Annotated in this window: 23 protein-coding genes and 3 tRNA genes; 18 read left to right on the plus strand and 8 right to left on the minus strand. The window is 47.9% G+C overall.

Annotated elements, in window-relative coordinates:
• Nucleotides 1-42: 42 nt before the first annotated feature.
• Nucleotides 43-1788 carry a hypothetical protein gene (locus ACKU4E_RS03860; protein ID WP_320169772.1) on the minus strand — a complete coding sequence of 582 codons (1746 nt, stop codon included), beginning with the start codon at nucleotides 1786-1788 and terminating at the stop codon, nucleotides 43-45.
• 390 nt (nucleotides 1789-2178) lie between these two features.
• Here ACKU4E_RS03860 and ACKU4E_RS03865 point away from each other — a divergent pair, with 390 nt between their 5' ends.
• The 4 genes from ACKU4E_RS03865 to ACKU4E_RS03880 are packed head-to-tail and all read left to right on the plus strand — an operon-like array spanning nucleotide 2179 to nucleotide 5244.
• Nucleotides 2179-2385, plus strand: a complete 207-nt coding sequence (locus tag ACKU4E_RS03865) for a DUF6485 family protein (protein WP_320169773.1) — start codon at nucleotides 2179-2181, stop codon at nucleotides 2383-2385.
• Between the two features lie 3 nt (nucleotides 2386-2388).
• Nucleotides 2389-3414, plus strand: a complete 1026-nt coding sequence (locus tag ACKU4E_RS03870) for a GAF domain-containing protein (RefSeq protein ID WP_320169774.1) — start codon at nucleotides 2389-2391, stop codon at nucleotides 3412-3414.
• Between the two features lie 10 nt (nucleotides 3415-3424).
• A complete protein-coding gene (locus ACKU4E_RS03875; RefSeq protein WP_320169775.1) occupies nucleotides 3425-4450 on the plus strand; it encodes a rod shape-determining protein in 1026 nt (341 codons plus the stop codon).
• An 8-nt stretch (nucleotides 4451-4458) separates the two neighbouring features.
• A complete protein-coding gene (locus tag ACKU4E_RS03880) occupies nucleotides 4459-5244 on the plus strand; it encodes an inositol monophosphatase family protein (protein WP_320169776.1) in 786 nt (261 codons plus the stop codon).
• On the opposite strand, the gene ACKU4E_RS03885 is transcribed toward ACKU4E_RS03880, so the two are convergent.
• Nucleotides 5237-5782: an NUDIX domain-containing protein gene (locus ACKU4E_RS03885; protein WP_320169777.1), complete on the minus strand. Its 546-nt coding sequence runs from the start codon at nucleotides 5780-5782 to the stop codon at nucleotides 5237-5239. The genes ACKU4E_RS03880 and ACKU4E_RS03885 overlap by 8 nt on opposite strands.
• A gap of 122 nt (nucleotides 5783-5904) precedes the next feature.
• Here ACKU4E_RS03885 and rimI point away from each other — a divergent pair, with 122 nt between their 5' ends.
• From rimI to ACKU4E_RS03925, 8 genes are all read left to right on the plus strand, one after another.
• Complete coding sequence (rimI, locus tag ACKU4E_RS03890) at nucleotides 5905-6342, plus strand: ribosomal protein S18-alanine N-acetyltransferase (protein WP_320169778.1); 438 nt, start codon at nucleotides 5905-5907, stop codon at nucleotides 6340-6342.
• A 38-nt stretch (nucleotides 6343-6380) separates the two neighbouring features.
• Nucleotides 6381-7571, plus strand: a complete 1191-nt coding sequence (locus tag ACKU4E_RS03895) for a phosphoglycerate kinase (protein ID WP_320169779.1) — start codon at nucleotides 6381-6383, stop codon at nucleotides 7569-7571.
• Nucleotides 7571-8326 (plus strand): triose-phosphate isomerase, encoded by a 756-nt coding sequence (gene tpiA / locus ACKU4E_RS03900; RefSeq protein WP_320169780.1) that lies wholly within the window; start codon nucleotides 7571-7573, stop codon nucleotides 8324-8326. Before ACKU4E_RS03895 ends, tpiA begins: the two co-directional genes overlap by 1 nt.
• Nucleotides 8327-8368: 42 nt before the next feature.
• Nucleotides 8369-8722 (plus strand): preprotein translocase subunit SecG, encoded by a 354-nt coding sequence (gene secG, locus ACKU4E_RS03905; RefSeq protein WP_320169781.1) that lies wholly within the window; start codon nucleotides 8369-8371, stop codon nucleotides 8720-8722.
• 61 nt (nucleotides 8723-8783) lie between these two features.
• Nucleotides 8784-8870: transfer RNA gene (locus tag ACKU4E_RS03910), tRNA-Leu, on the plus strand.
• Nucleotides 8871-9004: 134 nt separating this feature from the next.
• Nucleotides 9005-9091 (plus strand) — tRNA-Leu (locus tag ACKU4E_RS03915).
• 558 nt (nucleotides 9092-9649) lie between these two features.
• A tRNA-Leu gene (locus tag ACKU4E_RS03920) sits at nucleotides 9650-9736 on the plus strand.
• A gap of 202 nt (nucleotides 9737-9938) precedes the next feature.
• Nucleotides 9939-10418 (plus strand): thermonuclease family protein, encoded by a 480-nt coding sequence (locus tag ACKU4E_RS03925; RefSeq protein ID WP_320169782.1) that lies wholly within the window; start codon nucleotides 9939-9941, stop codon nucleotides 10416-10418.
• Nucleotides 10419-10484: 66 nt separating this feature from the next.
• Here ACKU4E_RS03925 and ACKU4E_RS03930 read toward each other — a convergent pair whose 3' ends face one another.
• Nucleotides 10485-10835 (minus strand): DsrE family protein, encoded by a 351-nt coding sequence (locus tag ACKU4E_RS03930; protein WP_320169783.1) that lies wholly within the window; start codon nucleotides 10833-10835, stop codon nucleotides 10485-10487.
• Between the two features lie 132 nt (nucleotides 10836-10967).
• On the opposite strand from ACKU4E_RS03930, the gene ACKU4E_RS03935 reads away from it, so the two are divergent.
• A complete protein-coding gene (locus ACKU4E_RS03935; protein WP_320169784.1) occupies nucleotides 10968-11156 on the plus strand; it encodes a hypothetical protein in 189 nt (62 codons plus the stop codon).
• 218 nt (nucleotides 11157-11374) lie between these two features.
• Here the strand turns inward: ACKU4E_RS03935 and ACKU4E_RS03940 are convergent, their stop codons facing one another.
• From ACKU4E_RS03940 to ACKU4E_RS03960, 5 genes are all read right to left on the minus strand, one after another.
• Nucleotides 11375-13450 carry a tetratricopeptide repeat protein gene (locus tag ACKU4E_RS03940; protein ID WP_320169785.1) on the minus strand — a complete coding sequence of 692 codons (2076 nt, stop codon included), beginning with the start codon at nucleotides 13448-13450 and terminating at the stop codon, nucleotides 11375-11377.
• Between the two features lie 643 nt (nucleotides 13451-14093).
• Nucleotides 14094-14675: a transaldolase family protein gene (locus ACKU4E_RS03945; protein WP_320169786.1), complete on the minus strand. Its 582-nt coding sequence runs from the start codon at nucleotides 14673-14675 to the stop codon at nucleotides 14094-14096.
• A gap of 86 nt (nucleotides 14676-14761) precedes the next feature.
• Complete coding sequence (locus ACKU4E_RS03950; protein ID WP_320169787.1) at nucleotides 14762-15028, minus strand: transcriptional regulator; 267 nt, start codon at nucleotides 15026-15028, stop codon at nucleotides 14762-14764.
• A gap of 57 nt (nucleotides 15029-15085) precedes the next feature.
• Complete coding sequence (folK, locus tag ACKU4E_RS03955) at nucleotides 15086-15601, minus strand: 2-amino-4-hydroxy-6-hydroxymethyldihydropteridine diphosphokinase (protein ID WP_320172612.1); 516 nt, start codon at nucleotides 15599-15601, stop codon at nucleotides 15086-15088.
• The gene (locus ACKU4E_RS03960; protein WP_320169788.1) at nucleotides 15580-16746 is read right to left on the minus strand and encodes an LL-diaminopimelate aminotransferase; all 1167 of its coding nucleotides are present in this window, start codon (nucleotides 16744-16746) and stop codon (nucleotides 15580-15582) included. The genes folK and ACKU4E_RS03960 overlap by 22 nt, the downstream gene beginning before the upstream one ends.
• A 116-nt stretch (nucleotides 16747-16862) precedes the next feature.
• Between ACKU4E_RS03960 and xerD the strand changes: the two genes are divergently transcribed.
• From xerD to ACKU4E_RS03985, 5 genes are all read left to right on the plus strand, one after another.
• The gene (gene xerD, locus ACKU4E_RS03965) at nucleotides 16863-17777 is read left to right on the plus strand and encodes a site-specific tyrosine recombinase XerD (RefSeq protein WP_320169789.1); all 915 of its coding nucleotides are present in this window, start codon (nucleotides 16863-16865) and stop codon (nucleotides 17775-17777) included.
• A 10-nt stretch (nucleotides 17778-17787) separates the two neighbouring features.
• Complete coding sequence (locus ACKU4E_RS03970) at nucleotides 17788-20445, plus strand: CBS domain-containing protein (RefSeq protein ID WP_320169790.1); 2658 nt, start codon at nucleotides 17788-17790, stop codon at nucleotides 20443-20445.
• A 306-nt stretch (nucleotides 20446-20751) separates the two neighbouring features.
• Nucleotides 20752-21243, plus strand: coding sequence for an HIT domain-containing protein (locus ACKU4E_RS03975; RefSeq protein WP_320169791.1), 492 nt, complete (start codon nucleotides 20752-20754; stop codon nucleotides 21241-21243).
• A gap of 16 nt (nucleotides 21244-21259) precedes the next feature.
• Nucleotides 21260-21619 (plus strand): LapA family protein, encoded by a 360-nt coding sequence (locus ACKU4E_RS03980; protein WP_320169792.1) that lies wholly within the window; start codon nucleotides 21260-21262, stop codon nucleotides 21617-21619.
• A gap of 123 nt (nucleotides 21620-21742) precedes the next feature.
• Nucleotides 21743-22786, plus strand: coding sequence for a tetratricopeptide repeat protein (locus tag ACKU4E_RS03985; RefSeq protein ID WP_320169793.1), 1044 nt, complete (start codon nucleotides 21743-21745; stop codon nucleotides 22784-22786).
• Nucleotides 22787-22798: the final 12 nt, after the last annotated feature.

Genomic DNA, 22798 nt, shown 5'->3' on the forward strand with positions numbered 1-22798 from the left:
GTGGATGTAACCGTGCCCCTGCACGGATAACAAATCCGTTATTTACACCAGTCCGCTTATGCTGGTCCCGTCTTCATAAAGGGAACGGCTTTTGCGGATGGACCTGAATTCATCAAGTATGACAACCAGTCTGCCGTACAGTTTCTTTATTTTCATTCCGTATTCGGTCAGTTCTTCATCATGTTTCAGAACATATTTTTTACGCAGGTAGGAATCATTGAGCACCCGATCGCCTATCTTCAAGGTGGTTTCAACCAGCCTGTCAAAATAGTTTACGATTTCAAATTTGAGATCGTTAAGGATTCCGATCATCAGCTTAAGCATTTCAAGGTATGAAATGGTTTTACCCCGATACTTCCTTTCCTTCAGGTCTTCAAGTGTTTTGAGTTTGCGGGCCTGCTGGATGTAACTGTATTTGGACCAGACTTCCTGATAGATGTCTGAAAGCTCGTTGAAAGGATCGTAATTATCCGGTGCAAGCAGGTAGCTGTCCATAACCTTGACAACACCGGAGTAAAATTCGTCGGAATAGCCGATTATCCTGCGCTGATGTTTTGAAAGCCAGGCGAACAGAAATTTGAGCCTTTTTTCATGAGTCTCGGTATCTTCAATAATTTCATTGCGTTTGTAGACAATGGACCCGTTATACTCTCCGCGTACAATGTCGTTGAGCAACAGGGTCATGCTTGAAGGATCCTTGATCACATTGAAGCTGGTTGAGAATTCTCCTGTCAAAGGATGGATTACTTCCTGACGGTAGACCGAAAGGGCTCTGTCTTCACGGACGTTTTCAAGGTTGAACTTGTGCTGGCGGTATTTGACTTTGAGGATTACCACCAGACGTTTTTCATCAACGAAGAATCCGCCTTTTTTAAGCTCGGCTATGGTTTCCTTGTTTTCCGGGCTGACCTGTACCAGAGCGATTTTTTCCACCCGTGGATAATGCTTGGCGTTGTGGTGGGAAAACAGTGAGGTAATGGTCCTGTCCGATTGACCGAGAACCCGGACCATGAATTTTTCACCCATCCGGAACAGTCTGCGCGCAAAAAGGGCTGAGGAGGTGCGCCGCTCCGAAACAATGGGGAATCCGTGCAGTTCCATCAGATAGTTGTACACAAACAGCCTGTTGTATTCGTAGAGCAGGTTGTCGCCCGGCTTGAATTTGCCGATCTGGATGCCGAAGCGCTTGAGTTCGGTATCAAGGTCGGAAGGGAAAGAACCGAATACCCCGGAAAGGTAGAATTTCCCGGAATTGTCCCTGGCCATTACGTGAGCACGCTCTATTTCCAGCAGGTAGGGAATTATCTTTTCGTAATTATCAATGTCCGAAATATCGATGTCGTCGTATTCTTCCTGAAAATCCTTGTGTGATCTTTTAGGGAGCCTGCTTTCAAAGGTTTCGATGTTGGCCCTGCGGATGGATTCAAAAAGGGGGCATGCATCAGGCGTGGCCGCCTGATCAAGAAGCCGAGGATTGTGCAGGATGTCGAACTGGAATATTTCCTGAAAATAGTTCAGCGGCCGCTCAAGGGCGACCATGCTGAAGCCGGGTAGTTTTTTGTACTCGTATAAATCAACTTCAAAGGAAGGAAGCAATTCCCTGGAATCTACAAGAGGGTATTCCTTCTTTTGTTCAAAGTAGGGACGAAGCAGGCAGTTTTTAATGTGGACGTGATCCAGAAACAACCGTAAACCTTCAAGAGAATTGAGATTATATTTCTCTTCACGGTTTTCTGCTTCCGGATCACAGGCAACACCCGTGTACTTGGAAAACGCATCCTGCCACATATTTCCATCCTGCTTTCCGGTTTTGCACCGGATCAATGTCCCCCGACCGGCTGATTCTCAACCGTATAATATCATCTTTCAATGTTTATGGATATCCCGAACTGCGACTAATTACAACACAAATTTTCTAGATTTTGTATAGAATGTGCATGTTTTTTTCAGAAAACAGTAATCAAATGATGATCATGAGCATGTCAGACTTTGCCAGCATGAATATTTCAGAATTGCTGAAGATTGACCATGTAGAGCAAAAAATGGTCTGGTAAAAAATAACTTCGGTCAAATCTTCTACTTGTTGACCGTCCAGCTTCTTTGAAATAAGAATGATACGGATTTCCATTTGCCGGAAAAAAGATATATTCAATTAAAAATAGATGAGGATTTTCATATATGAGTGATGGTCTCTGTGCTCGCCAGAACAGCGGAAAAAACAACTGCCCGTGCACCTATTCGAATTGTTCAAGACATGGAAACTGCTGCGAATGCGTAGCGTATCACCGTGGGAAGGACCAGCTTCCCGCCTGCTATTTCACCGCTGAGCAGGAAAAAACATATAACCGGAATATCGACTACTTTATTGAATGCAGGACCAAATAGACCATGCCCAGAAATGAAATTCTGATTAACATTTTAAGCATTGTTTGCAATGTGTTCGAGGCTCATACAGTAGTATTGTATCTGCCGGACGGTCAGCACGGATACTCTCTTGCCAATTATTTCAGTCTTGGTGACGATGTTTCAAAGACCGGAACACCGTTGCAGAAGAAAAGCCTTGCGGGTATAGTTGTCGGCAAGAACGAGCCGCTTTTCATAAACAACATGGATCGCAAGGGTTCCACCACTCTCGGCTATTATGAAACAAGAGTGGAGGAAAAGGTAAAGGCGTTCATGGGCACTCCTCTGGAGCAGTCCATGGGGGCCATCTGTCTTGACAGCAAACGCACTTATTCCTTCAGTACAAAAGATCTGAAGATTCTTTCCCAGTTCGGGAAGCTGATTACGTCCATGCTTTCCTGCATCCGGTCCGTGGCCGCCGATGGCCGTAAAAACGAGTATTTCATAACCTTGAAGCTGCTGCACGATTTGAGGAAGAGACAGCCCAAGTGGAATTCCTTCCTTAATAATCTTCTGGACATGACAGCTGAAAGCAGCGGCTTTTCCCATGTCTTTCTTACCGTGCTGGACCCACGCGGAACTTCTTTCTATGTGGAAGGGGAAAACAGCCAGATACTGCTCAGGGGTGATTCCAAGACCATGGAATACCCGCTGGGCAGCGGACTTGTCGGTTGGGTATATAAAAACAATGAACCTATTTTCATTGAGGAAAACGGAGTCGGGCAGGCCTCAAGCAGTCTGCTGGGCGCAAGTGCGACAACCCGCGATTTTTTGAGTGTTATCTGCATGCCGCTGTTTTTTCAGCGCAAGACACGCGGAGTTCTGGTCCTTGCCAATGAAAATCCGAAAAGGATCGATGATGACTTGAAGGATTTTCTGTTTATGGTATCTGAATACCTGAATCAATTTCTTGAGAATCTATCACTGAAAAGTAAACTGGCCGAGGCTCGGAGCGCGCTGCAAAAGGTGAGTCCGGCCAAATCAAATCCGGTTCTGATAAACGACAGATAGGCAGGTTAACATGATCTGGGCTAAATTAATGAGTTTTCTGGGCAAGGATCTTGCCATGGATCTCGGAACAGCCAACACCTTATTATATACCCCCAAAGACGGTATTATTCTTAATGAACCTTCGGTTGTAGCGCTTGATGCCCGCGATGAGTCGGTTATAGCGGTGGGTAAGGAAGCCAAGGAATATCTGGGCAGAACCCCGGATAAGATAAGAGCCATACGTCCCATGAAGGACGGTGTAATAGCCGATTTTGAAGTTACCAAGAAGATGATCGCCTACTTCATCAAGAAGGCGATAAAGGGCAGAAACCTCGTCAAGCCGAAGATTGTTATCTGCGTTCCGACCGGGATAACACAGGTTGAGAAGAGGGCGGTTATAGAATCCGGGCAACAGGCCGGCGCACGCGAAGTCCGGCTCATTGAGGAGCCCATGGCTGCGGCAATCGGAGCCGGGCTGGGTATTGATCTGCCAGAGGGCAACATGGTTGTCGACATCGGCGGCGGAACCACCGAAGTGGCGGTGATCACTCTTTCATCAATTGCTCACAGCCAGTCGGTCCGGGTTGCCGGGGACGAAATGAATACCGCGATCATGCGTTACGTTCAGGATGAGTTCAAACTGCTGATCGGTGAAAATACCGCGGAAAAGGTCAAGATACAGATCGGTTCGGCAATAGAGCTTCCCGAGCCGCTGACCATGACCGTTTCCGGCCGTAACCTTATAGACGGCAAGCCGAAATCTATTGAGGTCAACGATGCCCAGATAAGGGAAGCCATAGCCGACCCGGTCGCGGCAATCGTACATTCTGTGCGCGTCGCTCTGGAGCGGACACAGCCGGAACTTGTGGCTGATATTGCCGATAACGGACTGCTCCTTGCAGGCGGCGGAGCCTTGCTCAAGGGGCTTGATGTTCTTATCAACCGGGAAAGCTCCCTCAAAGTCATTATTGACGATGACCCGCTTACAACGGTTGTCCGCGGAACGGGTATGAGTCTGCAGAAGGACAAGGGCTTCGAAAAGGTATACATCAACTAGCCGCTGTTATGAAAAATTTACTTGAAAAGGCCGTTAAAGCAGTTCTCGAGGCCGGAGAAATCATCCGTGAGAACTCCCGCAAACCCCGCCAGATTAGGCACAAAGGCAGGATTGATCTTGTTACCGAAACGGATCTTGCTGTTGAGGGATTTCTTAAAGCAGAACTTTCAGAAATCTTGCCGAACAGTACCTTTCTAGCCGAGGAATCATCCGGAAACGCTCCTCTTTCCGCTCAGACATGGATAATTGATCCGGTGGACGGAACCACTAATTTTGCGCACGGTCTTCCTTTTGTGGCTACCTCTGTCGCGCTCTGGGAAAACGGGCAGGTCGTTCTCGGAATAGTGAATCTGCCGCTGCTGGGTGAAATTTTCACCGCGATAAGAGGAGAGGGAGCTTTCATGAACGGAAACCCCATTCATGTTTCCGAATGCGAGAATCTTGAGGATTCCCTGATTGCCACCGGATTTCCTTACGCCATCGAGGAGCATGTGGATTTCATCGGTGCCGCACTGCGTCGCGTGCTGTTGGCCACTCAGGGAGTGAGACGTCCAGGTGCTGCCGCGCTTGACCTGGCCTATTTGGCCTGCGGAAGGTATGACGGGTATTACGAGAGCAGTCTGAAGCCGTGGGACATGGCTGCCGGGTGGCTGCTGGTGGAAGAGGCCGGAGGGCGTATTTCCCGTTACGATGGTGGCGGGTTTGACCTGTTTGCTCCAGATATTCTTGCCGCCGGACCCGGACTTCATGAAAAGCTGAGCGTGCTGTTGAAATCCGCTGCAGATTCTATCTGAACGAGTACAGCAATCCCTGGTCATGGAGAAAAACAAGCGCCGGGGTGAGCAGTTCCCTGTATTCCCCGATAAGCCATTCCAGTTCATCTTTTGAATAGAAATATCCGGATTCGACTTCATCCGGGTTGGGAACCGGGGCGGCAGTTGTTTTTTCCAGAATATAGATACTGATGAATTCGTAACCGGTTTCCGCGCTTGCGTTTATAGTTTTCAGCTTGCGGAGTCCGCCGGTCGTGATGCCCAGCTCATTTTTCAGTTCGCGAAGGGCCGCATCGAATCTGGCTTCACCTGCATATACGTGTCCTGCGGCGGAAACGTCCCAGCGTCCGGCATATAGCCTTTTGGACGCACTTCTTTTCTGCAGGTAGAGTTTTTCATCGGCATCGTAAACGAGAACTATAACTGATCGGTGGGGCAGTGACTGACGGTGTACTTCCTTTATTTCCATGCTGGTCAGAGGTAGGTCGCTGCTGTCTACGACTTCGATAAGACTTATTTGTTTTTTAGCTTTTTTTGAGTCTGTATTTGTTTTATACATCAGGTGTTCTTTCAATTTGCCGGAATCGGGTGTAATGGGTTTTAGTCGATTTGAAACGATCCTCGCAACGCATGCGTCATCGCCTCACTATATTTATGAAGAACATGGAAGTCACCACCGGCATGCATAAAATTTTGGAATTGGGTATAGAACATATCTCTCAACTCAGGGCTCTGGAGGCATCCTGCTTTGCCTACCAGTGGTCGGAAGATCAGTTCAAGCTGGGACTTGAGAGAAAGGCATTCCGGGTGCTAGGTTGCGAGAAGGACGGAATGCTCGTCGGTTATCTGGCCTATTCTACAGTTTTGGATGAAATGGAAGTCCTGAATCTCGGGGTGCACCCGGACTTCAGGCGAAGGGGAATTGGTAAGGCACTGATGCTTTCGTTATTGCAGAAGTGCAGGGAAATGGAGATCAAAAGAGGCTTGCTGGATGTAAAGGAAAGTAATCATCCGGCTATTGCGCTGTACGAAAGTCTGGGCTTTGAAAAAGTCGGAATCAGGAAGAATTATTATCCCGACACCAGGGAAGACGCCCATCTTTATGACTTGGAATTCTGACGGCTTTAACCAATTTAAACAGCAAACACGGAGTGATCATGCGCTTCATTGACCAACTTGACATTGCAGGAAAAAAACTGCTGATGAGAGTTGATTTCAACGTCCCACTGGACGGCGAAACCATCACTGACGACAACCGCATCAAGGCCGCTGTCCCCACCTTCAAGTATATTCTGGAAAAAGGTGCTTCGGTTATCGTTATGGCCCACCTGGGCAAACCCAAAGGCAAAAGGGTCGAGTCCCTCAGCCTCAAGCCTGCTGCCAAGCGCCTTGGCGAATACCTCGGAATGGAAGTCCCCCTGGCTCCTGACTGCATCGGTCCCGAGGTTGAAAAAATGGCCTCCGAATTGAAACCCGGACAGGTCATGATGCTTGAAAACTTGCGTTTTCATGCCGAAGAACAGGCCAAAACACCTGAAGAAAGGGGTGATTTCGGTAAAAAACTCGCCGATCTTGCCGATATTTATGTAAACGATGCTTTCGGCGTGGCTCATCGTCCCAACGCTTCTGTCGTGGACGTGCCTTACGCTGCCAAAATAAGTTGTGCCGGTTTTCTGCTCAAGCTTGAATGGGAATATCTCGGCGAAGCCCTCAAGGCTCCCAGAAAACCCTATATTGCCGTTTCCGGCGGTGCAAAGGTCTCTTCCAAGCTCGGAATTCTCAACAATCTGATCGGCAAGGTTGATGATTTCATCATCGGCGGAGCCATGGCCAACACTTTCCTGCTTGCGCAGGGCAAAGGTGTCGGCAAATCCTTGGTTGAGGAAAGCCTTGTGGATACTGCAAAGGAAATCATGGAAAAGGCTGCTTCCTCCGGAACAACCCTGCATCTGCCTGTGGATTTCGTCTGGGGAACCGACATAGAAACAGCCAAAGGCGTATGCGACGGCGGCAATGTCCCTGAAGACGGGATGCTCCTTGATATAGGTCCTGAAACAATTAAGAACTTTTGCGATGTCATAAAAGCATCGAAGACCATCGTCTGGAACGGTCCCATGGGACTTTTTGAAAAACCGGCCTTTGCCGAAGGTTCCCTCAAAGTCTGCCAGGCCATGGCCGACCTTGATGATGCGACAACCATCGTAGGCGGCGGAGATACCGACGCTGTTGTCCACCAGGCCGGGCTTCAGGACAAATTCACATTCATTTCCACCGGTGGCGGATCCTTCCTTGAATTTCTCGAAGGCAAGGAACTTCCCGCATTCAAGGCACTCAAGGAGAACAGCTGATGAAGAAATTAATGGCAGCAAACTGGAAGATGTATAAAACCCGCGCTGAAGCCAAGGCAACCGCGGAAGAACTTGTGAGCCGGATAAAAGGCAAGCTTCCCGAAGACCGTGAAGTCGTTATTGCCGCTCCCTATACTGCTCTGGCAACCGTTGGTGCAGTGCTTGAAGGCAATGCGGGTTGCTCCCTGAGCGCTGAAAACCTTTATCCTGCGGAGCAGGGCGCATTTACCGGAGAGATTTCACCCGCTATGCTCAAGGATGTAGGCTGCACATACGCTCTTGCCGGACATTCCGAACGCCGTTCCATCATCGGTGAAACCGATGAATTGGTCGGAGAGAAGGTCGCTTTCGGTCTTGCCAACGGACTTTCAATGATCCTCTGCATCGGTGAGACCATTGATGAGCGCAAGGCTGGAGAAGTTCAGAAGGTCATAGACAGGCAGCTTGAAGCCGGTCTCAAAGATGTTCCCGCTGATTTTGTTCCTGAGACAGTTGTGGTTGCCTACGAACCTGTCTGGGCAATCGGGACGGGAGAAGTTGCCGGAGAGGATGAAATCGTCGAGGCTCATGGTTTTGTTAGAAAAAAACTGGAAAATATTTTTCCAGAAAAAGCCAGTGAAATTCGTATCTTATACGGTGGAAGTGTAAAGCCGGGGAATTGCGCCCAGATAATCGCACTTGACAATGTGGACGGTGTACTGGTAGGAGGCGCGAGCTTGGAGGGCGAAAGTTTCAGCCAGATCGCGCTGGCCTAAGACTACGTCCAAATCCCGGTGTAAAAAAAAGGAAAAAAAGCTTTGCAAACGCTCGTAATTACTGTACACGTTATCGCCTGTGTTTTTCTAATCATTTTCGTTCTCCTGCAGAGCGGCAAGGAAGACATGGGGGTAATTTTCGGCGGAGGAAGTGGGTCTGTTTTCGGAAGTACCGGAGCAGGCGGAGCATTGGCTAAAATCACGGCATTTCTGGCTGCGGTTTTTCTGATTACCTCTCTTAGCTACAACGTTCTTTCCGGCAACAAGATCTCTGATGATTCCATCATGCTGGAAGGCGATACGATCGTCACCCCCGAAGTGGAAAAGCCGGCGGTCACTTTTGAAGAGCCTGCAGCCAAACCTGCTGCAGCTCCTGAAAAGAAATCTGCTGAGTAGCTTTTAAACAGTCTTTAAAGACTGAGTACAGTTCTTTAATATATACAGCTCATATTTCAGAGCCGAGGTGGTGGAATTGGTAGACACGCTGTCTTGAGGGGGCAGTGGAAGAAATTCCGTGGGGGTTCGAATCCCCCCCTCGGCACCATCTGAATAAGAGGGTGCTTTCGAAAGAAAAAACCTAAATATTATGAGCGATTATTTGCAAAAAAAGCTTGCAAATAAGTTTAAAGATCGTTACAAACTTCCTCGTTGAGACGTTCTTTGAACACAACACCTCAAGCCGAGGTGGTGGAATTGGTAGACACGCTGTCTTGAGGGGGCAGTGGAAGAAATTCCGTGGGGGTTCGAATCCCCCCCTCGGCACCACGCAACAGAGAAAAGGGTTGAAGTTTAGACTTCAACCCTTTTTTTATCTGGCTATTTCCTTTACTTCGCAAAAATGCATTTAAGGCATTTGAAGGGATTCCAAAGTGGATTATCTATCTCTGCTATCCATATCCCTAAGGCTTGAAGCGAGCTTCCTACTGGGCCTTTGGCTGACAGCAGCGAATTCCGGTTATAAACGCTTCAAATCAAATTGTCAGTTCCCATCATCAATCTGAAATTTGAAAGGTGAGCATTCTGTTTCGTTTTCTGCATAGCAGATAGCCTGCGTATTGTGACTTGGCCTAAGAATACATAAGCAGCTAATCGTGGAGCGGATTTGCGGTAATGCGCCATGATCCGATTTAAAGCCCGGAGAGCTTCTGCAGCAGCTTTGTGATGCAGGGCTGAGTATCAGTTTTTCAGGCTGCCAAACACGGCGATTTCATTCGTAAAAAGCAGTTAAAAATAAATTTAAATTATTTCAAAAAACATCTTGCAAACCTCCGCCAAGACTTGTAAACACTTCTTCACCGAGACGTTCTTTGCAGAACACCTCAGGCCGAGGTGGTGGAATTGGTAGACACGCTGTCTTGAGGGGGCAGTGGAAGAAATTCCGTGGGGGTTCGAATCCCCCCCTCGGCACCATGCAACAGAGAAAAGGGTTGAAGCTCAGCTTCAACCCTTTTTTTGTTGCCTCGCTATAATTAATATGTAAATCTATATTAAAATTGTTTATAACTAATTAAAATAGATTAATCGTATTGTGCGGATTTCTAATCCACGGTTGAAATATATAGCGAGTGCTGAGGTAAGAATGCATAGGTTCCGTTCAGCTTTACATTGGAGCATGGTAATTTTATTTGTAGCAGTCCTTATCCTGCCGGTTAAAAGCGGGCATGCTGAACAGTTCGAGTACAGGCGCCCCAAAGACGGGGATTCATTTTTAATACGGCTCAGAGGGCTGGACATAGATTTGAGGCTCATCTCCGTTGACTGCCCGGAATATGGACAGGAGTATGGCAAGGAAGCCCGTGAATTTACGGACAACTGGTTAAGAAAAGGTCCTTCATACATCGAGTATGACAACAGGACTCAGGACCGGTACGGGCGTGTACTTGGCTATGTCTGGCGAAGAGGGAAAATGCTGAACTATGAACTTGTCCGGCGCGGGTACTGCCTTGCTGTATATTACCCAAGAACACATCTGCATTTTGAAATAATCAGGAAAGCCGAAGAACTGGCCAGAAAGGAAAAGCTCGGTATCTGGGCCGATGGTGGGCTGGAGATGACCCCGGCGCAATTCAGGAAGAATAAGAAAAGAAGATAAATCGAAGCCAACTGACTGTATGGAAATGAAAAAACCGGCGTACCTGGGTGGTACGCCGGTTTTCCATTACGGTTTCACGTATGCACAGCCGGATGCCTGAAGCTTGCACAGTTCCGCAATCCCTGCCGGAACTATTTCGCATAGATCCAGCATGTCTTTTTCGGCGTAGTTGAACTTGGTGAGAGAGTTGTTACAGATGCAGAAACGAACGCCTCTGGCATTCAGATCTTTCATAATGGATACATTTTCCTCAGCCAGTTCCTTACGGAACAAGCGAACGGCCTGCCCGTTTACCACCATATGAACTTCTGAATCTTCAGTACCCGGGTTTTTGAGAAGATTCTCCATATTGGTGAGGCCCATTTTCAGAGCAAGTCCATCGTCCCAATCGACATGAAATACCACTTTGTATGACATTATTTTTCCCTTTAATTAAAGTTGATAAAAATGATAGTTAACTATCATTTATTCGTGGACAACGTTCAGCACTGTCCATACACTTTTCATCACAAAAACCATACATATTTTCACCAAAAAAGGAGAAATAGAATGAGCGATATCAAGAAGAGTGTCGAGTACATTTTTCACGGTCTTGACGCACTGGACGTGCTGCTCTGTTCCAAGGAAGCCGAAAATCTGAATGTGCGTAATATTGTAGGGTTGCTTCATCCTATTCTTGAAGATGCCAAGAGAAGGGCGCATACGGAAATTTCAGCCCGTGGTGGAAATAAGGAATAAGATAATAAGTAAGCCTTCAGCAGACAATGATATCTTATCAGCTTCTGAGGTTCGCTGAAAATCTCTGTATGATGGTGAGACCTGTTTCCGATCAAAAACTATTGCCAAATCCGCAGAAAAAAATGGGCGTTGCCTTTCTTGGCAACGCCCTTAAATGAATTCCCATCAGGGGAACCAAAATGCATCAGTTTTCAGATTATTTGATATAAGAATGCAGGCTAGAACGGAAAGGATGCTCCTTTGTCATCTCCTATCTTTGCCAGCTTGCTGTCTATGGCATTCAGCCTTGCCGTTGCAGCTTCTTTCTGGGCTTTGCGGTCCGCACGTTTGATGACTGTCTTCAAGAAACGTCTGGCTGTTTCATACTGGCCTTTGTGCTCATAAATCATTGATGCCCGGTACATGGCGGTGACAGCCCAGATGTTCTGTTCCGGAAATTCCCAGGCAAGCTTCAGGTAATGCCCCAGAGCTTTTTCCTTTTCCCCCATGGCATGCTCACCCTCTGCTATCCAGAACAGTATTTCCGCTTTGAGTTCGTTGTTCAGGGTTTTGCCGTTTTCCCAGATTCTTTCAAGTATGGCTTGAGCTTTTTTCAAATCACCTTTCTGCTGGATCATCAGGGCAAGTTTTAGTTCCTTTTCAGGGGAAAGGGTGCCGCCGGATTCCAGAATTTCATTGTAGGCATTAAGAGCCTTGGCATCGTTTCCGGCTCCAAGGTCGTAATCGACAGCAGCCTTCAGCCATTTCAGCCGTATTTCCGGTCCGAACTTATCCTGATTCACTCTTTTGAGATAGAAAGCCGAGAGCTGAAAATCCCGATCTGCGGCAGCACGTTCTGCAAGATAAATCAGGCTTTCGGCACCGAGCCTTGAGTCCGGGAAGAGAAAGGCGCTACGGCGCGCCACTGTTTCATCCATTTTTCCTTCTGCTCCGGAAGCCAGATCGGTGAAAACCAGCAGTCGGTCCAGCGGTTTTGCATTGATGGCATTATTAAGCCTTATTCCCTGCAGAAGAGCCCAGAAGGGGGCCTGCATGTCCGGAAAGTAGTTTAATCCGGCTGCCGAACACAGGTCCGAAATAATGTGCATATGGGAATTCCGACCGAAATCGCTGCTGTTAACCATTTTTGAAAAGGGCGGTTTGAATATCAGTCCGGCCGCGATTCGAAGGCTCATGGGCAGGGAATCCTTATCCAGTCTTTTCCATACGTTTTCGGCGAGTTCCAGATTCCCTCCGAGCAAAGCAAAAGCCAAACGATAGTTCTGGAGCGCGTTTACTATTTCACTTGAAAGTAGGAGTGATCCGGTTTCCCGATCAATTGTCTCAAGTGCGTTTTCCGGAGTCATTTCCAGCAGTTTTTTTCTGAATACGCTCCATGAAGGGGAGGAAGGGGAGGCCAGCAGCCAGAGGGCAGGGGTGCCGGTTACGGGATCAAGTACACCCGCCTTGAAAAATGCAGACGGATGAACCAAGGCCATCTTGTCGAATTCTTCAGTTTTCTCGGCCCCGGAACCGTTTTCCATCCATGAATTCACGGATAGCCAGAAATCACTGACCGTAGAGTTGCCGAGTGTTTTCAGGATGCTGTTGGACTTATCCCATTCTCCAAGGCTTGCCGCAGCAAGAGACTGGGCTATTGTCAGCCGGCCTTCATCTGTAAAGAGTGTCGAGTTGTCCGTGATGGGCAAATCCGAAACGGTTCCGTTCAGGCTTTTAAGTTCCTTTTTGCCGTTTACAATAAAATATAAGGTAGGCCAGACTTTTTCTGCCTGTTCAAAGGACTGAACAAGGAGCATGCGCCGGGCCTCCTTTGCTGATGCCGGGGTTACGAAATATCCCCAGTAAAGGGATCTCCAGACATCAAACCAAATAACCTTCAACTGCGGCTCAGCATTGAATTTTTTTACCAGAGTGTCAGCGTCCATGAGTCTGGCTGCCTGACTGAACCAGATCACAGCCTTAACCGGATCTCCAAGGGCTCTTTGGCAGCGGCCGCCAAGCCAAAGGCGGTTTATCTCCATTTCCTTGTCTGCAAAAGCAGGCGTGGATTGAAGTATGTTCAGGCAGGAGGTAAACCTGCCAAGTTTGAATGCTGTATCGGCCCGTTTGAGGAGAAGGTCGGGAGATTCTTCGCTTGAAGAGTAATTTTTTTCAAGAATGTCCCAGGCTCCGTATTTTTCGAGCCACGTTTCAAACGGTTCCTTCGTGTTGTCGGACGCGGCAAAAGCGGACATCGAAAAAGCCTGACCAAGAATCAGAAAAACCAGCAGTGACCGGAATATTTTTTTTACCATATCGAGTTCATCAGCTCCTTGAAGTGATCACAAATTATCCATGAGCAATAAAGAAAAGCTCGGAAGTAGGCAAATACGTGCATTCAAACCCGTTGCTTGCGGGACAGGGAGCCTTGTCAGGTCGCTCATAATACCTAAATATAATCGATAGTCAATAACTAGTTTAAATTTAATACTAAAATTGAAAACAAGTTATCGATTAAAATGTGCAGAGTATGGTTTCCACTCGGCAGTCAGTCTTCGTAAATTATGAAAGTTTACATAATGTACATTATGAGACAATTATATAAGATTCTTAAATTATTAACTAAATTAAGCCTATGACTTGTTCTTCAGCTTGTTTGATGGTTTTTTGTTGTTTTCTTCTTCGTACTCAGTTTCACGGTCAACTTCAGGCAGTTTTGGTCGGACTTGTCTAAAAATTCATTCCACCTTGTTAAGATTTATGGTCGGTTTCAAATTTGCCGTTTAAGCTCTTAAATCTGTTTTTTGGTTAGTTGCGGTCACTGAGAATCAAAAATCTCCTGAGCGCCGTTTTTAGGATGTGACAAATTAATCCTCGATTGCCTGACGGCAAATCAAGGAAGATTACAGCGTTGTATGATTCGGGGCTGTCTTGCTGGTTGGTCGGAGGGAAAAGTTTTTAAGCGTCTACAAGTTTAAGAAGCTGTGAGTAATCAACTTCTATGGCCTGGATTCCGGATTGAATCTGCGCATGGAGGCTCTGCATGTCGTTTGTTCTGGATGCTATCAGCTGTGCGTTGTATCCATGCTGTTTCAGTAGTTCATCGTTCGGCTTCTTGCCTAGGTTCTGTTCCTGATTTGTGTGCTGATTCGGAGCAAGAAAAAGAAATTCGGCACCGGACCTGGCCGCAATGAGTGCCTGAGCTGTGTTTGAAATTCCGTAAACGGCCACGGGAATCTGCTGGGAGCTTAGAATTTTGCAGGCCTTCAAGGCTTCAAGCGATAGTTTAACCTTTATGATTGTATTCGGCCCCAGCCGGATCAGCTCTCTGGATTCCTCCAGTATCTTTTCAGCTGTTTTCTCGCCGGACAGTATGAATGTCGGACCGCAGTTGCTTCTGGCGATGGCTGCAAAATCATTGTCGGTTGCAACACAGGGATCATCTCTGTCTTCAGACATAAAAGATATCCCGTCGATCAGGCCGTATTCAACAGCCGTTTTCACTTCGAAAAGTGAACAGGATTTCAGATAAATTTTCACACACTCCCCCTGCCCTGCAATACCGCATCAAAATTAAAGCCCTTTCGAAGCAAGTTCAAAAGGGCGTCTCGGCATTCACAAATCTGCTATTTGTCCTGCTCGGATTCCAACTGCTTGATGTACTTGTCGCGGCATTCGTAGGAGCAGAAGCATTCCACCTTCTCTCCGTTGCGAACCCGGATATCGCTGTCTTTTTTAACATACGTTCCGCAAATCGGGTCTTTGACCATCTCTCCGGCCTTGATCTGCTGTTCGCGTTGTTTTTCCGTCTGTTCGCCTTTCTTTTTCTGGTCTCCGGTGAAAAGTTTCCACAGAACAAAGGCTGCAACTGCCAATACAATAAATTTGATCATGTTTCTTCACCTCAAAACAAAAACAGGCCGCACAAGTTCAGTCGTGCGGCCTGTCTGTCAGTCCTGATAGATCTTGCTTCCGTCAATGCGGAAATTGATCTTCTTGAGTGCCTCGGCAACGGTTGTTCCATCCGGAAAAACCAGATCGGGCGCAATTTCTGCCAGCGGATAAAGCACAAACGCTCTTTCCAGCGCCCTCGGATGAGGGACGGTCAGATATTCTCCGCTTTCGATTACCCTGTCACCGAAGAGAATGATGTCCAGATCAATGGTTCTGGGGCCGTTCTTGACTCCCCTGACCCGGTCCATCTGCCCTTCCACTGCCTGCAGCGTGGACAGAAAGCCTTCGGCGGACCAAAGTTCCGGATCAACCGCAAAGCGGACAACCTGGTTGCTGAACCAGGCTTGGTCCTTGAGTCCCTGCGGTTCGGTTTCATATGTTTCGGACCAGACTTCGGGATCAATGCCCTCGTATTTTTCAAGTCTCGCCACTGCCTGGTTCAGGTTATCTTCCGTGTCTCCTATATTGGAGCCCAGGCTGACGTAGACTGCTATAGTTGGGAAATCCGTGATACTGCCTCCTTGAGTCTTTCGGTATCAACCGTCAGTGAAATTCTGAAATACCCTTCTCCGGCTTTTCCGAAGCCATTGCCGGGAGTAACAACCACCCCTGTTTCCTTGAGGAGCTTGGAGACGAATTCGGAAGAAGTATAGCCTTCCGGAGTCTTGGCCCATACAAAAATGGACGCATCAGGCACCTTGCAGGAAATATTGATCTTTTCAAGTGCTTCGATAACGTAGTCTCTACGTTCCTTGTAGATCTTGCGGAATTCCTTGACGTAAGGTTCGCCTTCTTTCAGTGCAACAATTCCGGCTTCCTGTACAGCCTGAAAGATACCGGAGTCGACATTTTCCTTGATTTTTCCAAGTCCGGCCACCAGAGACGGGTTTCCGACCGCCATACCGCAGCGCCAACCGGTCATGTTGTAGGTCTTGGAAAGTGAATGGAATTCAATGGCGACATCCTTTGCGCCGGGAGTTTCCAGAATGGAGATGGGTTTCTTGTCTTCGTCGTAATAGACTTCTGTGTAGGCTGCGTCAGCTACAATGATCACATTGTGTTTTTGGGCAGTTGCAACGAGTTTTGCATAGAACTCGGGGGTTGCAGTGGCGGAAGTCGGGTTGTTCGGATAGTTGACGAACATGATTTTCGCTCTGTCCCAGGTTGCGTCGTCAATGGCATCAAGGTCGGGCAGAAAATCGTTTTCTTCCAGCAGGTCGATGATTTGTACATCTGCTCCGGCAAACCCGGAAGCTACCGGATAGACCGGGTAGTTGGGGGAAGCCACCAGAACTAAATCTCCGGGGTTCACAAAAGCCAGAGGAAAATGTGCAATTCCTTCTTTGGAACCGATCAGCGATACGACTTCGGTTTTAGGGTCAAGGTCGACATTGAATCTCTGTTTATACCAGTCGGCAACGGCCTGACGGAAAGTCAGCAGTCCCACGTAGGAGGGGTACTGGTGGTTGACCGGGTTCTGTGCGGATTTGTAGAGAGCCTCGATGATGAAATCGGGAGTAGGAAGGTCAGGATCACCGATGCCGAGGCTGATGATGTCTACACCCTGTGCAGCGACTTCCGCTTTGAGTCTGTCAATTTCAGCGAAAAGATAAGGCGGCAGGGAGGCGAGCCTGTCGGCAAGTTTGAATTCCGGCATTTCGATATACTCCTTAAGGAATTTGGTTAGATTATTTATTGATACTGTTTAATTGGGCTTGTTTGCTCTGTCAATCAGCTTGAGGTGATGAAGCCATAAGTGTAAGAATATTCAATATGACCGAGAACGAAAACAAAACTCCCGTTAAACACCACTGGATTGACCGCTATCTGGAATACCTGCTTGTAGAGCGGGGGCTTTCCGAAAACAGTCTTGACGGATATCTCAGAGATCTGGAATCTTTTCAGTCCTTTCTGGAGGAAAGATCCGCAAGGATCGAAGAAACAACAGATCAGACACTGCTGCTCTACCTCACATACCTGAGGTCCAGAGCATTGAAATCAACCTCGCTGGCAAGGCATCTTTCTTCATTGCGGGGATTCTTCGCATTCTGTACCTCCCGCGGATTCGTTAAGGATAATCCTGCGGTACTGCTGGAGAATCCGAAGCTCCCCAGAAAAATTCCCGAGTTCCTCTCACCGGAAGAAGTGAAACGCATACTCGCCCTTCCCATCCTGACCGAAAAACTCGGTTTCCGGGACAGGACCATGCTTGAGCTTCTCTATGCGGCCGGGATGAGGGTGTCAGAGCTTGTAGACCTTAAAGTCGAGGACTACGACCCGCAAACCGGTGTACTCATTATATTCGGTAAAGGATCAAAAGAAAGGCTGGTGCCTATTCATTATTTGGCGCAAAATTACTTAAACCAATACATTAAGGATTGGCGTCCTGCCTTTAACCCCAAAGTAAAAAATATTTTCCTGAACAGATCAGGAAAGGGGCTGACCAGACAGGGGGTCTGGAAAATGATCAAGAAATTCACCCTGGAAGCCGGAATAAAGCGTTCCATTTCTCCGCACACTTTCAGGCATTCATTTGCCACCCACTTGCTGGATGGCGGTGCGGACCTCAGAACCGTCCAATTGCTTCTGGGTCATTCGGACATCAATGCTACTGAAATATACACGCATATTCAAGCAGGAAGATTGGTCCAACTTCACAAACGTTTTCACCCGCGTTCTGTAATGTGAGATTTTCATAATGTCAAAAAATGATGAGCTTATTAAGGCCGAAACAATAATCACCGGCCATGTTAATGCCGATTTCGACTGTCTGGCCGCAATTGTGGCTGCCGGGAAGCTTTATCCGGAAGCCACTCTTGTGTTTCCGGGAAGTCAGGAAAAGAATCTGCGTAATTTTTATATGGAGAGCGCGACCTATTTTTTCAACTTCAAACAGTTGAAGGAAATAGACAAGAGTTCCGTAAAATTGCTGGTGGTCGTTGATACCTCAAGAAAAAAGAGAATCATCCATGTCGCTCCTGTGCTCGAAAATCCCGGTTTGCGTATCCATATTTACGATCATCACATGAAATCTGAATGCGATCTTAATCCGGAAGTGCTGGTCAAAAAGCCCTGGGGATCAAGCGTGGCCATTCTTTCCCACGAAATCCGCAGCCGGGGAATAGAGATCAATCAGGAAGAAGCCACCATAATGGGGCTGGGCCTTTACGAGGACACCGGGTCGTTCGGGTTCAACTCAACTACGGAATATGATTTCGAGGCCGGTAAATGGCTGCTTCAGAACGGGATGGAACTGGATGTCATAACCGATCTGCTCAATCGTGATCTGACTGCGGAACAGATCACCCTTCTCGGGCGTTTGCTTGAGGGAGCCTCCACGCATTCCATAAATGATCTGGAAGTGGTGATCAGTGAGATAAGCACTCCCGACTATGTCGGTGATTTTTCGGTACTGGTTCATAAATTTATGGATGTGGAGAACATCAAGGTGCTCTTTGCGCTGGCCAGAATGAATGACCGTATTCACCTTGTTGCCCGGTCCCGCACTCCCGATATTGATGTGGGCGCCATATGTACAAGTTTCGGAGGCGGAGGACACGTTTACGCCGCTTCGGCTACAATCAAGGACAGAACACTGGCCGAGGTGCGCGACGAGCTTTTCGCCCTGCTCTATTCCAAGGTCTCCCCGCGTATGAACGTGGAAAACATCATGTCCCGAAGTCCGGTGGCCATCGCCCGGGACACGACTATCCGGCAGGCAGTGGAACGCATGACCCAGTACAGCTTAAAAGGCGTGCCTGTTGTTGATTCCATGGACAATATGAGGGTGGTCGGCATTCTGGAGCATAAGACCGCGGACAAGGCCCTTTCTCATGATCTGGGAGCGATGGAAGTTGAAATATACATGCAGCACCCCTTCTCCACCATCAAAACGGATTCGGCGCTGCACCGGGTCATGGAAATTATTTTGGGCCAGAAGCAGCGGCTGGTTCCTGTTGTGGAAAACGATCGGCTGATAGCCGTTGTGACCCGTACGGATCTTATAAATCTGCTTGTAAAGGACCCTGCCCGCATTCCGGAGTCCCTCTTTCCGGATAAAAAGCAGGAGCGCAACATTCGCAATGTCATGCGCAACCGGCTGCCCAACAAGCTTCTGGATATTCTGGACGCGGCTGGAAAAATCGCTGCGGAAACGGGAACCGAGGCTTATGTTGTTGGTGGTTTTGTGCGGGACCTGCTGCTGACCAAGAGCAATTTCGATCTTGACCTTGTGGTTGAGGGAGACGGAATAGCTTTTGCCAAACAATTGGCAGGTAAACTAGACGGCAGGGCCAAATACCACCAGAAATTCAAGACTGCGGTTGTTATTCTTCCGGACGGTCAGCGGGTGGACGTTGCCACTGCCCGCCTTGAATACTACGAATATCCGGCTGCCCTGCCCACGGTGGAGCTTTCATCAATAAAGATGGACTTGTACCGCAGGGATTTTACCATCAACGCACTGGCTGTACACATCAACCCGGCCAGTTTCGGCAAGCTGGTGGATTTTTTCGGTTCCCAGCGGGATCTCAAGGACAGGACCATCAGGGTGCTTCATGCTCTCAGCTTTGTTGAAGACCCCACCCGCATCATGCGCGCCGTTCGTTTTGAGCAGCGCTACGGATTCCGCATCGGCGGCCAGACATTGAACCTGATCAGAAACGCGCTCAAGCTTAATCTCGTGAACAGGCTTTCGGGATACCGGCTTATGCATGAACTGCGGCTGATTCTTGATGAGGAGGCCGTACACGCCAGTATCAAACGTCTGAACGATCTCGGAGTGCTGGCAGCCATCCATCCTCTGCTTGAGTTGAACGTCTCCCGGGATAATGTCATCAGCGAACTGGAAAAAGTGCTCAGCTGGTACAGTCTGCTTTACCTCGACCCTCCAATTGATATCTGGAAAACGTATTTTCTGGGCATGTGCATGGGAATTTCAAAAGCCAAAATGGAACAGATTTACGATCGGTTCGCGTTTTCTCCCAGTGAACGGCGGGAGTTTGTGCATATGCGCGATACCATTTTCTGGGCGGCCGGAAATATAATGAATGTCAAACAGGAACTTAAGCCCAGTGAAATCTACGAGATTCTGCGTCCTGTTCCGCTTGAAGGTGTTCTTTTCATCATGGCCAGGGCCAAGCGCGATATGGTCAAGAAATTCATCTCCCAGTATCTGACCAGCCTGAGACTGAGAGAAATTGACGTGAGCGGTGAAGACATTAAAAATATGGGAATCGAACCGGGGCCGATTTATTCCGAATTGCTGAACGGAACCAAACTGGCTGTGCTTGACGGAGTAATCAAGGGACGCGATGAGCAGCTTGGTTATCTCAGAAAAATGATCGGCAAGGTATAAAGGCTCTGTTTTCGGTTTAGAAAAGGTATCAGCGCCGGAAAAAAGTGGGGTTTCACTTGCCCTTGTGGTGTAACCCGTGTAGAACATGCACACTTTTTGATTATAATGGGAAATTGGCTTGAAAATGTTTTTTAATGCGAAAAGGGCTGTTTTTCATATTAATTGTTGAAAATTAGTTCGTATTTAATTAGTGCAGTTTTATATTGTCCGATAAAATAGCTGCACCGCTTTCTTTATTCGATGGGCAGGATGTAAATATAGTCGCAACTGCTGCCGGGAAAAAATAATTTTACAGGTTGTATTCAAATGGATGCATTATGGGCGCCGTGGCGCATGGATTACATTCTCGGACCAAAGCCTGACGAATGTGTTTTTTGTGTACCGGAAGGTACTGAAGAAGATGAGGAAAGACTTATTCTGTACAGGGCTGAACACTGCTTTGTGATAATGAACAAGTTCCCGTACAACAACTGTCATCTGATGGTTACGCCTTACAGGCATGTAAGTAAACTTACTGATCTTACGGAAGAAGAATCTTCTGAGATCATGAAGTATATAACTATAAGCTGCGATATTCTGGACAGGGCATGCAATCCGCATGGTATAAATGTCGGTCTGAATATAGGGGAAGCAGCCGGAGCTGGGATAGCCGCCCACCTCCATTTTCAACTCGTTCCGCGTTGGAACGGGGATGCATCGTTTATGGCGGTGTTCGGCGAAACCAATGTTATTCCCGACCACCTGACCGCAACTTATAAAAGGCTCAAGCCGTTTTTTGACAGTATTGTCGCTAAGTAACACTAAGGAGGGTTTCATGCGTTACTTGAAGGTTTTGGCTCTGGTAATCCTGTTTTTCCTGTCCATGGTATTTTTTGTTCAGAATACTCCTGAACTTTCCAAGGAAGTCACACTTTCCATCGAGCTGCTGCAGTATAAGTTTACCAGCCAGTCTCTGCCCTATTATCTGCTGATCCTGACCGCTTTTGCTATCGGCGCGATCCTTACTCTGCTCTATTTCATGGGCGACAAAATCCGTCTTGCCGGTCAGCTGCGCACCTGTCGTACCAGAATGGCCAACCTTGAGCAGGAAGTTAACTCCCTGCGCAACATGCCTCTTGATGAAGGCAACTATCCCTCCACTCCCGTGGCTGCTGACGACAAAACCGAAGAGTAGGCTTAAGCTGAACATGAATACGGAGTATACGTGTCCTTTTTAAGCGTATTTAAAAAGAAAAAGACGGTGTCCGAGTCTCGGGCACCGTCTTGTACTTCCGGCCCCCGCAAGGATGGGACCGGAATGCCCGACACCCGCGCGGCCATTGACGAGCTGAGCAAGGTTGTCAAGGATATCCCCGAGGCAGTTGAAATCTATCTTGCGCTGGGTAACCTGTACCGGGCTCAGGGAGAGATCGAGCGTGCCGCCCAGATACGCAACAGTCTTATTCTGCGCCCCGGTCTGGCTCCGGAAACAAAGGCCCGCGCCCTTTATGAGCTGGGACGAGATTTCAGTCGCGGAGGTTTTCTGGACCGGGCGGTCAGCGCTTTTGAAAAAGCCGCTGAAATAGAGGGAGATTCCCCGGAAATCATCACGGAGTTGGCGGAAATAGCCGCCAGAAGCCGTGAATTTGAACGGGCGGCATCATATTATTCAAGTCTTCATATGCCGGTTCAGGAAGCTCATTATCTGGCCTGTCAGGCTGAGGATGAATTCAATAACGGAGAGGAAGCCAAAGCCGGACGCACTCTTTCCAAGGCCCTGAAGGTCTACCTCCAGTCTCCGGAAGCATGGCTGCTGAAGCTTACCCGGCTGAAAAAGCAGGGTTCTCTGGATGACTTTGCCGGTGTATTCAGGGATGCCGTTGCTTCGGTTCCAACCAAGCTGCGTTTTGTTATCATTGAAGGTCTTTTGGCCGAATCTCTTGTTTTCGGCGATACCGTCAAGGTTGTTAATGATCAGGGGCAGGAACGCAATCTTCCTTTTTATGAAGTAATGGTTGAAGAAATTTCCAAATCCGATCCTGATGTAATCATGCATTACTACGGCGCAAGGCTCCTGCAGTTTTGCGGGCGTGAGCAGGAAGCCGGAATCTGGCTTGAAAAGACCCTGATGCTGAATCAGGATTTCTGGCTGGCCAGACTGGAGCTTTTCGGGATTGCGCAGTCGGAACAGAAACTTACACCTTCATTCAAGAACCAGCTTGATTTCTTTGTCAATATAGCCAGAAAAGTACAGAGATTTACCTGTTCCAGTTGCGGTATAAAGCGCGATAGAATATTTTTCGTCTGCCCGAGATGCCGCAGTTGGCACTCCATAACGTTCCGTAAAGAACTGAACCAGTAATCCACCGATATA

The organism is Maridesulfovibrio sp. (genome assembly GCF_963677005.1).
In the GTDB taxonomy this organism is placed as follows: Bacteria; Desulfobacterota; Desulfovibrionia; order Desulfovibrionales; family Desulfovibrionaceae; genus Maridesulfovibrio.

Coding starts and splice junctions, on each gene's coding strand:
- ACKU4E_RS03930 (WP_320169783.1), bottom strand. CDS start 10,835: ATGTCATACAAAGTGGTATTTCATGTCGATTGGGACGATGGACTTGCT.
- ACKU4E_RS03860 (WP_320169772.1), bottom strand. CDS start 1,788: ATGTGGCAGGATGCGTTTTCCAAGTACACGGGTGTTGCCTGTGATCCG.
- ACKU4E_RS03950 (WP_320169787.1), bottom strand. CDS start 15,028: ATGATCAAATTTATTGTATTGGCAGTTGCAGCCTTTGTTCTGTGGAAA.
- ACKU4E_RS03885 (WP_320169777.1), bottom strand. CDS start 5,782: ATGTATAAAACAAATACAGACTCAAAAAAAGCTAAAAAACAAATAAGT.
- xerD (WP_320169789.1), top strand. CDS start 16,863: ATGACCGAGAACGAAAACAAAACTCCCGTTAAACACCACTGGATTGAC.
- ACKU4E_RS03940 (WP_320169785.1), bottom strand. CDS start 13,450: ATGGTAAAAAAAATATTCCGGTCACTGCTGGTTTTTCTGATTCTTGGT.
- ACKU4E_RS03960 (WP_320169788.1), bottom strand. CDS start 16,746: ATGCCGGAATTCAAACTTGCCGACAGGCTCGCCTCCCTGCCGCCTTAT.
- ACKU4E_RS03970 (WP_320169790.1), top strand. CDS start 17,788: ATGTCAAAAAATGATGAGCTTATTAAGGCCGAAACAATAATCACCGGC.
- tpiA (WP_320169780.1), top strand. CDS start 7,571: ATGAAGAAATTAATGGCAGCAAACTGGAAGATGTATAAAACCCGCGCT.
- ACKU4E_RS03870 (WP_320169774.1), top strand. CDS start 2,389: ATGCCCAGAAATGAAATTCTGATTAACATTTTAAGCATTGTTTGCAAT.
- ACKU4E_RS03935 (WP_320169784.1), top strand. CDS start 10,968: ATGAGCGATATCAAGAAGAGTGTCGAGTACATTTTTCACGGTCTTGAC.
- ACKU4E_RS03975 (WP_320169791.1), top strand. CDS start 20,752: ATGGATGCATTATGGGCGCCGTGGCGCATGGATTACATTCTCGGACCA.
- ACKU4E_RS03865 (WP_320169773.1), top strand. CDS start 2,179: ATGAGTGATGGTCTCTGTGCTCGCCAGAACAGCGGAAAAAACAACTGC.
- ACKU4E_RS03880 (WP_320169776.1), top strand. CDS start 4,459: ATGAAAAATTTACTTGAAAAGGCCGTTAAAGCAGTTCTCGAGGCCGGA.
- ACKU4E_RS03985 (WP_320169793.1), top strand. CDS start 21,743: ATGCCCGACACCCGCGCGGCCATTGACGAGCTGAGCAAGGTTGTCAAG.
- ACKU4E_RS03895 (WP_320169779.1), top strand. CDS start 6,381: ATGCGCTTCATTGACCAACTTGACATTGCAGGAAAAAAACTGCTGATG.
- ACKU4E_RS03925 (WP_320169782.1), top strand. CDS start 9,939: ATGGTAATTTTATTTGTAGCAGTCCTTATCCTGCCGGTTAAAAGCGGG.
- ACKU4E_RS03875 (WP_320169775.1), top strand. CDS start 3,425: ATGATCTGGGCTAAATTAATGAGTTTTCTGGGCAAGGATCTTGCCATG.
- ACKU4E_RS03980 (WP_320169792.1), top strand. CDS start 21,260: ATGCGTTACTTGAAGGTTTTGGCTCTGGTAATCCTGTTTTTCCTGTCC.
- rimI (WP_320169778.1), top strand. CDS start 5,905: ATGCATAAAATTTTGGAATTGGGTATAGAACATATCTCTCAACTCAGG.